The following is a 12,642-nucleotide window of genomic DNA, read 5'->3' on the forward strand; positions in this document are numbered from 1 at the left end:
AGATACATCATGAAGACAAACAAAATATTATATGCAGCACTGATTGCAGGTGCAACTTTAGGAACTGTTACTTCTTGTAGTGATTCGTTCCTTGACGAGAAGCTGGTTACTGAGAAAGGTACGGCTTATTTCCAGACTAAGGAAGGTATTGACGACCTGGTAACGGGTGCTTACCAGAAATTGAAGTTTAAGTATAACTATATCTGGGGTATTTATCTCTATGGTATGGGTATCGATGAGTTTACCAGTGGTGCCAACAACATCACCTCTTATAATGCATACAGCACCGACCTGAACTCGGGTGAAACTGCTGCCAACCAACCATTGTGGGACAATATGTATGGTCTCGTAGAACCAGCCAATCTTGTCATCCAGAATACTCCATTATATTATGGTGAGAAGGTGAGCACTTACAACAACCGTTTGGGTGAGGGTTACTTCCTCCGTGCTTTTGCTTATTTCGAGCTGGTAAAGCAGTATGGAGGTGTGCCTTTGAAGCTGGAGCCAAGCAATGGTAAGATTAATTATACTTATACTCGTAATAGCGAGGAAGAGTGCTTTGCCCAGATTATTTCTGATTTCCAGAAGGCATACGAATTGTTGCCTGAATCTCCAGAAGGAAAGCAGGTTGGTCGCCTAACTAAGTCGGCTGCTGCCCATTTCCTGGCAAAGGCTCATCTGTATCGTGCCTCTGAATTGCATGATAGCTGGAATGCTCAGTACAAGGATGCCGACCTGGATGCTGTCATCAAGTACGGTAAGGAAGTAATAGCTGCCCACCCATTGTGCCAGAACTTCCAGGAACTGTGGGATTATACAGAGCCTAATGGTGCCAATGAGAATGTCAGTGAGGTGGTGCTTGCTGCACAGTTCTCTAATGATGGTGCCAGCACGCATGGACGCTTCGGTAACCAGTTCCATCTCTACTATCCATCAGTCTATCAGAATATAGCAGGTTGCAAGCGTGATATCTCTGGTGGTCGTGAGTTCTCTTACGTCAGTGCTACAGAGTATTCTATGCAGGTATTTGACCGTGTGAATGATTCCCGTTTCTGGAAGTCATTCATAACCAAGTATGGTGCTAATTATACAGCAGGTGCTCCATATTGGATTACTACCAAGAAGAATAAGGACACAGGAAAGCTGGAGATTACGGATGATGTCTATAAGGCACACCCAGAGTATTATCCTGATGATGTGAAGGTTCCTACAGAAACAGATCCAGGCGATCATCGTTTCAAGGGTGGTGAGATTGGTATCAAGTATATCGTCAATAATCCTGGCGATACTCGTTTTACTCCAGCTTTGAATGCTGATGGTTCAGAGAAAAAGTCAGAGGATTATGTTTTGAAGAATGGTAAACTTGTTCCAGAGCATACTTTCGTACGCTACTATGCTGGTCAGTCTTTCAGCTTCAATACACAGAGCAATCCTGCTGAGCGTTCTGGTAACTACTATATTCTGGGTAGTATCCACAACAGAAGCGTGGCTTTGAGCAAGTTCCGTGACGGTGCACGTGAATCTATCGCTTCACAGTTTGGAACCCGTGATGCCATCATTGCCCGTTCTGCCGATGATGTTCTGATGGTAGCTGAGGCTTATATCCGCAAGAAGGATTATGGAAATGCCATCACTTACCTGAATATGGTACGTGACCGTGCCGGTTACAAGGCTGGCGAGGACCGCTCTATCAGCCGTGATGGTGGACAGGCTTATAAGAAGAACTCTGCTTGTACAGGAAAGGGTGGTGGATTCTCTGCCGAGGGTTCTATCTATACAGAGGAGAATACTTATTATGAGTCAAACAACATTGCCGAGACTACTGCTTCTACTGAGAGTAATATGCATCTGAATGGTATTGAGGATGTGCTCAACTCTAAGGTTGAACAGCCTATCTACGAAGCTTTGAAATTGACATCCGACTATGATAAGTTCATGTGTTTCCTCTTGGATGAACGTACACGAGAGTTGATTGGTGAAGGTCAGCGTTGGGAAGATTTGGCTCGTACCAAGACTTTGGAAGCTCGCTGGAATGCGTTTAGTGATGCTTCTACTGGTGGACAGGGCAAGTTTGATCCAGCCAAGCATTACTATCGTCCAATTCCTCAGTCATTCCTCGACGGTATTACCAACGAGAACGGTGCTTCCCTGAGCAATGAGGAGAAGGAGAAGATGCAGAATCCTGGTTACTAATCGGATATCTATAGAACAGAATCATATATGACAAAGGGCGGTATCTTTCTCCTGGCAGAAAGGTATCGCCTTTTTCTTCTCATACGGGAAAATAACAGACGAATTGTATGATTGTCCGCTTCTTTGGATATTTTTACCAGGTAGATGAACCGGATTATGCGTACTTTTGTAGCAGAAATACAAAATAATAAACAACTATCATCATGCAAATCAAACAAATGTTATTTCCGATGATGAGTATGGCGCTGACAATGGCTCCCTGCTCTCATCTCCATGCTCAAGTGCCGACTCCGGTATCGCAGATGGAGAAGCTGGACCGTGGCCTGGTGGCTTTGCCTGCCCAGGACAAGGGAATCTTCCTCAGCTGGCGATTGCTGGGTACGGACAGCAAGAACGTATGCTTCGACATAGAAAGAGATGGAAAGATTATCGCCCATCAGGTGAAGCTGACCAATTATACAGACCGGAAAGGTTCTGCTGCCAGCAGCTATCGAATCATCACTTATCAGAAGGAACCCAGGATGGATGCTCCGGCTGAAAGAGAAGTTTCGAAGGCGGTGAAGCCATGGAATGATCTCTATCGCTCCCTGCCCATCAACCGTCCTGCCGGCGGTGTCACTCCCGATGGAAAATCCTACGAATATACACCCAACGACTGTAGCGTGGGCGATGTGGATGGAGACGGAGAATATGAAATCATCTTGAAATGGGACCCGACCAATGCCCATGACAATTCGCATGACGGCTATACGGGAGAGGTCATCTTCGACTGCTACAAGCTCGACGGAACCCAGCTCTGGCGCATCAATCTGGGTAAGAATATCCGTGCCGGTGCCCACTATACCCAGTTCCTGGTCTATGATTTCGACGGCGATGGCAAGGCAGAAATGGTCTGCAAGACATCGGCTGGGTCGGTAGATGCCAGGGGCAGGTTTGTGAGCGATGTGGCTACGGATGAAGGAATCCGCTCCATCGACAACCATGCCGACTATAGCAATTCCAGAGGTCGCATTATGACCGGTCCTGAACTGCTGACGGTCTTCCATGGCGAAACCGGAAAGGCGATGCATACCATCTGGTATGAGCCCAACCGAGCCTTCGGTACGGGCAATCAGGTGGAAGAGGGGGAGCATCTGGAGAACGGATTCCCTGCCTACTCTTCTGTTTGGGGCGACAAGGCAAACTATGGCAACCGTGGCGAGCGATACCTGGCTGGAGTGGCTTTCCTGGAGGGTGCCGACAAGAAGCCGAGTGCCGTAATGTGCCGTGGCTATTATACCCGCTCTTATCTCTGGGCGGTAGATTTCGACGGAAAGGAACTCAAGACCAAATGGCTCCATGCTTCGCTGACTCCCAACGACTGGAAGGTGACCGATGCCGACGGAAAGGTGCTGAAGGAAGCTCATGGATGTAAGGCAACTGCCTATGCCCAGGGAGCGCACAGTCTGGCTGTGGGCGATGTGGACGGAGACGGACGTGACGAAATCACATACGGTTCGGCTGCCATCAACCCTGACGGAACCTTGTTGTATTCTACCGGATTGGGACATGGCGATGCGCAGCATCTTGCTGACCTGGATCCCGACCGTCCGGGCTTGGAATATTTTATGGTACACGAAGAATATCCTTACGGTTCTGACCTGCGGGATGCGAGAACAGGCGAAATCCTGTTCCGTACACTCGATAAGGAAGATACCGGAAGAGGAGTGGCTGCTGATATCGATTCCAGGCATCGGGGATATGAATATTGGTGTTCGGATGCTCCTGTAGTAAGAGACATTAAGGGTAAGCCTGTTTCGGCAGAATCATCTTTATCCTCTCAGAAGAATCATGAAGCTGATCATTTCAGAAGTAATGAGAAAACGAGTTTCAGAGCTGTTTCCAGAATGCCGGCAATGAACTTCCGGATCTATTGGGATGGTGACTTGCAGGATGAACTTCTGGCAAACGGGCGTTCTCCTCATTTTCCTCCTTATCTCCAGAAATGGAACGGCAGCGAGGCGGTGGCTTTGCCTTTGAGCAATGGAAAACAGCTCTACGAGATGGGAAACTCGGTGAGTTGCAACTGGTCGAAGGCGACCCCGAATCTGCAGGCTGACCTCTTCGGCGACTGGCGAGAGGAAGTCATCTATTGGGACAAGAGCGATGCATCGCATCTCAACATCTTCACCACCAATTTCCCTACGGAATATCGGGTTCCAACCCTGATGCACGACCATATTTACCGTATGGGAGTGGCATGGCAGAATGTAGGCTATAACCAGCCTCCACATCTGGGATATTATCTGCCCGATCATGCAGAAAGGATTAAGTGAAGAATGAAGAACGAAGAGTGAAGAATTCTCTTGTATATAATATAACGATAATAATTTGATAAAAAATGTAGCTAATGAAAAGAATATTATTCGCCATTTCATTGATGGCGGCAACAACAGCTTCTTTTGCCCAGGTGGCAAAACCGATGGAAGATGTCAACAAGGTTATCGACAATACCGTAGATAGCCTGAACAAGGCGATGACCGCTCGAATACAGCCGGGAACCAGCCGCAAGGGCAACAACCCGGTGCTCTTCCTCATAGGTAACTCTACCATGCGCAATGGCACATTGGGTAATGGTAATAACGGTCAGTGGGGCTGGGGATACTACGAGCACGAGTTCTTCGATGCCAACAAGATTACGGTAGAGAACCAGGCGCTCGGAGGCATGAGCAGCCGTACCTTTTATAACCGTCTGTGGCCGGATGTGCGCAGGGGCATCAAGGCTGGCGACTGGGTAATCATCTCCATCGGTCATAACGACAATGGTCCTTACGATAGCGGAAGAGCACGTGCCAGCATCCCTGGCATCGGCAAGGATTCGCTCAATGTCACCATCAAGGAGACGGGCGTGAAGGAAACCGTCTATACTTACGGCGAATACATGCGCAAATATATCAACGACTGCAAGGCACTGGGTGCTCATCCTATCCTGATGTCGCTTACTCCTCGTGATGCCTACGATGAGAACGACAAGATTATCCGCGTCAACAAGACCTTCGGATTGTGGGCAAAGCAGGTGGCAGAGCAGGAAGGCGTTCCTTTTGTAGATCTGAACGAGATTTCTGCAGCCAAGCTCGACAGCTATGGTCATTGGAAGGAGAAGTATCATTTCTTCACCGACCATATCCACACCTCCCGTTTCGGAGCGATGATGAATGCCCGTTCGGCTGCTGAGGGATTGGCAGAGAGCAAGGATCCAAGTCTGGCTCCTTTGCAGGCGATGATGATCAATGTGGCTTTGCCGGTAGAGAATTTCAAGCGCGAACCGGGCAAACCGGTCGTCTTCTTCACCGGAGACAGTACCGTGAAGAATGCCGATAAGGACGAAGACGGCATGTGGGGCTGGGGCTCTCAGGCTTATACCATCTTCAATCCTAAGAAGATTACCTGCGTGAATGCAGCCAAGGCGGGGCGCAGTTCCCGTTCTTATCTCAACGAGGGAAGATGGGATAAGGTATACAACAGTCTTCAGCCGGGCGACTACGTGCTCATCGAGTTCGGACACAACGACATCTGTTCTATGACCGACAAGAAGATGCGCGGTTCCATTCCTAGTGCCAAGGATACCTGCCATGTCTATCAGATGGAAGAGAGCAAGCAGTATGAGGTGGTTTATTCCTTCGGCTGGTATCTGAAGAAGTTCATCCAGGATGTGCGCGAGAAGGGTGCTACCCCAATCCTCGTTTCCCTGACTCCTCGCAACGAGTGGCCTGACGGAAAGATGGAGCGCCGAAACGATACTTATGGTAAGTGGTATCGCGAAATCGTTGCAGAGACAGGCGTTGCCTTCCTCGACCTCCACAACATCGCTGCCGATTCATACGATAAGATAGGCAAGGAGAAGGTGAAGGCTTATTACAAGAAGGATCATACCCACACCAGTCTGAAGGGTGCCCAGCATAATGCCAAGTGCGTGGCTAAGGGTTTGAAGAAGATGAAGAGTCCTTTGGCGAAGTATCTGAAGTAAAGCAATGGAATAAGATTGTTCTTAAAAGAAGGATCAAAATGAAGACAAGAAATTTTTTATTCACCGGTCTGCTGGCGCTGGCTTCTACGGTAGCCGCCAATGCCCAGACTTTCGATATCGACCTGTTGAAGGCGCAGCCTGTCTATTCTGCTGAGAAGGGTCAGGGATATGACATCTTGGCTGCTCCAAAGGCAAAGAGCAATGCGCCTTTCTTCTATTCCGTGAAGGTGGCGGATGGCAACTATAAGGTGACCGTGGTGCTCGGTTCTAAGAAGAAAGCGGGCAAGACTGTGGTTCGTGCAGAGAACCGCCGTTTGATGCTCGACGAGGTGAGCACCAGGAAAGGCGAGTTCAAGACTTACTCCTTCATCGTGAACAAGCGCAGCCCTTATATCAATGCGAAGATGAACGTAAAGATCAAGCCTCGCGAGAAGGATTACTTTACCTGGGACGAGAAGTTGACTCTGGAGTTTACGGGTGCTGCCCCAGCAGTAAAGAGTATCAAGGTGGAGCCGGCTCCAGCCGAAACCATTACCTTATTTCTTTGTGGCAACTCTACGGTAGTTGATCAGTTTACGGAGCCATACGCTTCCTGGGGACAGATGGTGACCCGCTGGTTTGGTCCGGAGGTGGCTATCTCAAACCATGCTGAAAGCGGATTGACTGCCGGTTCCTTCCTTGCCTCCAACCGTCTGGACAAGGTGTTGGCGATGATGAAGAAGGGCGACTATGTGATTTGTGAGTTCGGGCATAACGACCAGAAGGAGAAGTATGTGGGCAGTGGTGCTTGGTATAATTTCTCTTTCAATCTGAAGAAGTTTATCGATGAGGTACGCAAGAAGGGTGGCAACATCATCTTCGTAACTCCTACCCAGCGCCGCCGTTTTGACGATGCTACCCATAGCAAGATTCAGGAAACTCATGGCGATTATCCTGATGCCATGCGAGCTGTGGCGAAGCGAGAGGGCGTGCCTGTGATAGAACTTCACGATATGACCCGCACTTTCTTCGAGACCTTGGGGTATGAGAACAGTAAGAAGTCGCTGGTTCACTATCCGGCAAATACTTATCCCAACCAGACTAAGGCTTTGGAGGATAACACCCACTTCAATCCATACGGTGCCTACGAGGTGGCTAAGATGGTGGTGATGGGCATGAAACAGCTCAATCTGCCTATCGTGAAGTTTCTCCGTGCAGACTGGAAGGACTTCAATCCTGCCCAGCCTGATGATTTCAATCAATTCGTATGGTATCCATCCGTGAATCAGGATGTAACCAAGCCAGACGGAAATTAATACTTTAAACATTGAACTTTGAGCTTTGAACATTGAACTTTATGATTAGTTCTTTTGTTTCAAAAATCTCATATTAAATGAATTTGGAATGAATAGAAAGACAATACTTTTCGCCTCGTTGCTGCTGGGTGGTTTGCCTTTGATGGGAACCCTTTCGGCTGATGCAGCGGTGCGCGATACCATCAGCATCAACCAGGGATGGAAGTTCCATCGTGGTGATGTGAAGAACATAGCTGAGTTGAAATCAACCCAGAGCGTGGATGATGTGGTGAATCTGCCACATGATTTCCTGATAGGACAGGACTGGGTGGCTCCGGATGCCAGCGAGCGACCTGACAATAGCGATGCGGGCAGCAATGTGCGCAGCCGATTGAGTTCCCGTGGATTCAAGGAGATGGGCATCGGCTGGTATCGCTACGAACTCACTCCCAAGGACGAATGGAAGGGAAAGCGCATCGTGCTCGACTTCCAGGGCATCATGCTGGTGGGCGATGTCTATCTGAACGGTCAGCGAATCGGTGGTACCGACTATGGATACCTGGGCTTCGATATCGACCTGAGCAAACTCTTGAAATGGGGACAGACGAACGAAATCGCAGTCAAGGCGGATACGCAAAATCCAAGCAACTCCCGCTGGTTTACGGGTGCCGGTCTCTATCGTGATGTCAACCTCATCGTTACCAATAAGGATCTGTTCTTCCCTCGCCATCCGCTCTTTATCCGTACACAGGGCAACAGGGAGGTGAAGATCAAGGCGGAAATTATCAACCAGCAGAAGGTGGCTAAGGGACAGACTGCTGCCAAGATGCCGGTGGGCGTTCGCATTCTCGATGCCGATGGCAAGGTGGTGGCTGAGCAGAAGAACGACATCCACTTCAATGCCAAATGGAGAGACAGAGAGTATGAATTGCCAAGTATCTCTTTGGAAAACGCCAAGTTGTGGTCGCCGGATTCACCTTATTTATATACTGCCGAGGTGACGCTTTATGACAGTGAGGGCAACATCGCCGACCAGATAAAGGAGCCGTTTGGTGTGCGCACCATAGAAATCATCCCACAGAAGGGCTTGCTGGTGAACGGCAAGAAGGTTCTCCTCAAGGGTTATGCCAATCATCATACCCTCGGTGCCCTGGGTGCTGCCGCCTATCCGCGTGCCATCGAGAAGCGACTGAAACTGATGAAGGATTTCGGAATGAACCATATCCGCACCTCTCATAATCCATATAGCGAGGATTTCCTGAAACTCTGCGATAAGTATGGCATCCTGGTAGTGGATGAGCTTTACGACAAGTGGCTTACTCAGTATGCCGGTGGCAGAGTGGAATGGGAGAGTCTCTGGCAAAAGGATGTTCCTGAGTGGGTGAAGCGAGACAGAAACCATCCTTCGGTGGTGATGTGGAGCCTGGGAAATGAGTTGCAGCAATACAGCAACCTGCCTTTCAATGATTGGGGCGTTACGGCTTATAAGCTCCAGAAGGAGTTGCTGCACCGTTATGACGATACCCGACTCACCACCGTGGCGATGCATCCCCGCTATCGCAACCTGGAGACGGATTCCATTCCAGCCGACCTGGCAATAGAGACTGAGGTGAATTCATATAACTATCGCTACATGTATTTCCCTGGTGACAGCAAGCGCTATCCGGAGAAAACCTTCTATCAGAGTGAGGCAAGTGTGGCTGCCATGGGTCCTAACTTCTACGAGATGGACCGTGACAAGGTGATTGGTCTTGCCTATTGGGGCGCCATCGATTACCTGGGCGAGAGCATGGGATGGCCAGTCAAGGGATGGAACCAGGGTGTGTTCGACCTTTCTCTTCAGCCCAAGCCGGATGCTTATTTCGTGAAGAGCATGTTTACTGACGAGCCAACCGTTCACATCGGTGTTATTGAGAAATCGGGTGGCAACATCCAGTGGAATGGCATCAATGTTTCTGCCGGAAAGCTTTCTGAAAACTGGAACCGTGAGGCAGGCGAGAAGGTTTCGCTCTATACCTATACAAATGGCGACGAGGTGGAACTCTTCCTCAACGGCAAGATTCTGGGAGTGAAGAAGAACAGCAACGATCCTAAGCTCCGCGCCCGCATCAAGTGGGACAACATCGCCTATGCTCCAGGCACTCTGGTGGCTGTGGCTAAGAAGAACGGCAAGGTGGTGGCTCGCCATCAGATAGAGACCACGGGCGAGGCTGTGGCTCTGAAGCTGGTTCCGGATGTGGAGACCTGGCATGCTGATGGTAAGGATCTGATGCACGTCCGCATCTATGCCGTGGATAAGAAGGGCAGAAGAGTGCTGAACATGAAGGATGCCAAGGCATTCGACAAGTTGACTTTCACCGTGAAAGGCGATGCGAATATCGTGGCGGTGGATAACGGAAACATCGCTTCGGATGAGCTTCATATCGGAAAGACCCAGTTGGAGAAGACCATTCAGCGCAATCTCTTCCAGGGTTCCGCCCTCGTGATATTGAGAGCCGGCAATAAGCCGGGAAAGATAGAACTTTCTGTAGCTGGCGAAAAGATGAAAGCCAAGAAGCTGGTTCTGAATACGAAATAAACTGTTCGATAAGAATACGTAATAAACTATTTGATAACAATAAAGGTCGCCATAATCTTGGCGACCTTTATTATTGTTGGAAAATCTTGGATTATTTTCTGAATCTCTTTTTAATCCATTGGTTGAATGCGACATAAGCACTGATTTCCTCCTGATGTTGAGGTTCGGCAAATGTCAGGTTATTGCCAGAGGAGTCTCCATGCTGGTCTGGGAAGATAATCATCAGATTGGTTCCCAGGAAGAAGCGGGTGATTTCTTCCGGTAAGCGTTCGAGAGCTGTCTTGTGAGATACAGTTCCCTTACGGGCTGTGATAATCACCAACATGTGGTCTTCCGCTATCTGGGAAGCTATTCGAGGCATCTCGTTCCAATGATTCATCAGGGTGTAGTCTGCACGTACTTCATGATGACGGTTGGTGATATATTCATTGATGAGTGCCAGGGTTTCCTCGCGACCGTGGAATTGGATACGGCAATCCAGATTGCCTGCTAGTCGGGCAAGACGTTCTACCCATCTGTAGAAGCCTGGTTCAAACTCGGCTCTGGATGGTACTGCCACTTCTATGCGACGCAGGGTATTGAGCGGTTGCTTGATGCGCGCCATGATAATCTGGCGGCTCAGTCCGTTGAACAGACTCTGATGGAACTCTCCCCAGAATTTAGGTGAAACCTCAGGATGCATGTGCATGCCGATGATGATTTCGGAACACTGGAACTCGTTGAAGGCATGCTTGATGCCGTTGGCGATGTTGGCTGCGATGCGGACCTGCGTCTGCGTCATCACGTCTGTGGCTGCCGCAAGTTGGCTGCAATGGTCCAGCAGCTGGCGGCCCTGTTCCTGCTTGTATCGCATATCCTTGTCATCATACACAACATTCAGGCAAACCAGTCCTCTGTTCAATTTCTGGTTTCTTACCAGGAAAGCAAGGTTCATCAGGTTGTCTGCATATTCCGGATATTTCACAGGAATGAGAATCTTCTCATCGCTTGCTTTCTTGTCATCTTCTGCATCTGGTAGTTCCTTGTCGCGGAGGATAATCTTTCTGGAACTCCAGTCGGTGAGCATCGAAGAGATGATGCAGGTACAGAGAATCATCATCACCACGCCGTTCAGCATGTCATCGTTTACCAGATAGGTGTTCGGACCCACCAGAATGTTCATACCCACCATCACCATGGCGATACTGCCGGCGGCATGGGCAGAAGTCAAGCCGAACATCATGTGACCCGATGACAGCGGCAACCGGAATCCGAAGCAGGCGGCATAGGCGGCGATGGCTTTTCCTAATGTTCCGAAGAAAACAATGCAGAATACTACCCAAAGAATATGACCGCCCTGGAAAAGCAACCCCACATTGATGAGCATGCCCACACCTATCAGGAAGTATGGAATGAAGAGTGCATTGCCCGTAAACTCCAATCGGTTCATCAGCGGAGACACGTGCGGGATATACCTATTTAATATAAGACCCGCAAAGAAGGCACCGAAGACACCTTCGATACCTACCATCTGGGATAAGGCTGCACTCATGAAAAGCATCGCCATCACAAAGATAAACTGCATTACTGCATCGCTGTATCTGCGTAGAAACCATCGCGTTAGTCTTGGAATCAGAAATATCATGAATCCGCAATATGCAGCAAACTTGGCTGCGAAAAATAGCCAGAAAAGGATACCGTCGTGCTTGGAAAATGAAGCTACGAGACCCGCCAGCATGATGAGGGCTATCAAAAGTGAAAGCATACTGGAACCCACACTCAACGTAACGCTTGGCTTCTGTTGCAATCCATAGCGTGCCACGATAGGATAGGCTATCAAGGTGTTGGATGCCATGATACAACTTAGAAGCATGGAAGCCCTGAAGGAATAATGAAGCAGCCAGATACTCATGCCGAACGTAAGGAAAAAAGGAACGAAACAGGTAAGAAGACCATAAATGAGTAGTCTCATCTTGTTCTTCTTCATGCCTTCCATGTCCATTTCCAAGGCGGCTAGGAACATGATATAATAAAGCCCCACCTTTCCGAACAGCTCGAAAGATGAGTCTCGTTCCAGGATATTGAGTCCGTATTTACCGACCAGTACTCCTGCCAAAACCATTCCTATGATGTGGGGAATTCTTAATTTACCCATGATGATTGGGGCAAATAGAATGATGAGGAGTACTACGAAGAATATCAACGTAGGGTCAGCTATTGGGAAATATTCTGCAATATGTAACATAGGCTTATTCTGATTTTATTTTTTGAGTGCAAAAGTACAAATAATTCTTGAAAAGAGCAAAGCTTTTGTCTTTTATGTGCATTTTATCAGGCTAGAAACCGCTTTTGTCGCTAAAAGGATCATGAGAATGGCAAGTAGAAATTGCCAAACTGTATTTTTGAATCTATTTCATATATATAATAAGGTATAAAAGGATTTTTGAAAGCTCGAAATGTTTACGAGTGTTAAAACATATCTGTTTATCGAACTTTTTTGCCGAAGAATTTGGTGGAATGGAAAATAGTTAGTACTTTTGCACTCGCTTTTGAGAAATCAAGCATTACTCGAAGCAATATAAAGAAAGAGTTCTTTGAAAGATTTTACATAA

Annotated in this window: 6 protein-coding genes; 5 read left to right on the forward strand and 1 reads right to left on the reverse strand. The window is 48.4% G+C overall.

The window, feature by feature from the left end; translation table 11 throughout:
• The first annotated feature begins 9 nt into the window (after nt 1-9).
• From ACTQ16_RS15015 to ACTQ16_RS15035, 5 genes are all read left to right on the forward strand, one after another.
• On the forward strand, nt 10-2,193 hold the full coding sequence (locus ACTQ16_RS15015; protein WP_299399880.1) for a RagB/SusD family nutrient uptake outer membrane protein: 2,184 nt from the start codon (nt 10-12) through the stop codon (nt 2,191-2,193).
• A 203-nt stretch (nt 2,194-2,396) separates the two neighbouring features.
• The gene (locus tag ACTQ16_RS15020; RefSeq protein ID WP_441938159.1) at nt 2,397-4,508 is read left to right on the forward strand and encodes a rhamnogalacturonan lyase; all 2,112 of its coding nucleotides are present in this window, start codon (nt 2,397-2,399) and stop codon (nt 4,506-4,508) included.
• Nucleotides 4,509-4,582: 74 nt separating this feature from the next.
• Nucleotides 4,583-6,199 carry a rhamnogalacturonan acetylesterase gene (locus ACTQ16_RS15025; protein WP_441934104.1) on the forward strand — a complete coding sequence of 539 codons (1,617 nt, stop codon included), beginning with the start codon at nt 4,583-4,585 and terminating at the stop codon, nt 6,197-6,199.
• A gap of 38 nt (nt 6,200-6,237) precedes the next feature.
• A complete protein-coding gene (locus tag ACTQ16_RS15030) occupies nt 6,238-7,494 on the forward strand; it encodes a rhamnogalacturonan acetylesterase (RefSeq protein WP_441938161.1) in 1,257 nt (418 codons plus the stop codon).
• Between the two features lie 88 nt (nt 7,495-7,582).
• Nucleotides 7,583-10,051, forward strand: coding sequence for a glycoside hydrolase family 2 TIM barrel-domain containing protein (locus tag ACTQ16_RS15035; RefSeq protein ID WP_441938163.1), 2,469 nt, complete (start codon nt 7,583-7,585; stop codon nt 10,049-10,051).
• 91 nt (nt 10,052-10,142) lie between these two features.
• On the opposite strand, the gene ACTQ16_RS15040 is transcribed toward ACTQ16_RS15035, so the two are convergent.
• On the reverse strand, nt 10,143-12,275 hold the full coding sequence (locus ACTQ16_RS15040) for a cation:proton antiporter (protein WP_441938164.1): 2,133 nt from the start codon (nt 12,273-12,275) through the stop codon (nt 10,143-10,145).
• Nucleotides 12,276-12,642: the final 367 nt, after the last annotated feature.

It is taken from the genome of Prevotella sp. LCP21S3_D2 (assembly GCF_052118345.1).
In the GTDB taxonomy this organism is placed as follows: Bacteria; Bacteroidota; Bacteroidia; order Bacteroidales; family Bacteroidaceae; genus Prevotella.

Bases quoted from the DNA above. Each gene is read 5' to 3' on its own strand.
- ACTQ16_RS15015 (WP_299399880.1), top strand. From the start codon at position 10: ATGAAGACAAACAAAATATTATATGCAGCACTGATTGCAGGTGCAACT.
- ACTQ16_RS15020 (WP_441938159.1), top strand. From the start codon at position 2,397: ATGCAAATCAAACAAATGTTATTTCCGATGATGAGTATGGCGCTGACA.
- ACTQ16_RS15025 (WP_441934104.1), top strand. From the start codon at position 4,583: ATGAAAAGAATATTATTCGCCATTTCATTGATGGCGGCAACAACAGCT.
- ACTQ16_RS15030 (WP_441938161.1), top strand. From the start codon at position 6,238: ATGAAGACAAGAAATTTTTTATTCACCGGTCTGCTGGCGCTGGCTTCT.
- ACTQ16_RS15035 (WP_441938163.1), top strand. From the start codon at position 7,583: ATGAATAGAAAGACAATACTTTTCGCCTCGTTGCTGCTGGGTGGTTTG.
- ACTQ16_RS15040 (WP_441938164.1), bottom strand. From the start codon at position 12,275: ATGTTACATATTGCAGAATATTTCCCAATAGCTGACCCTACGTTGATA.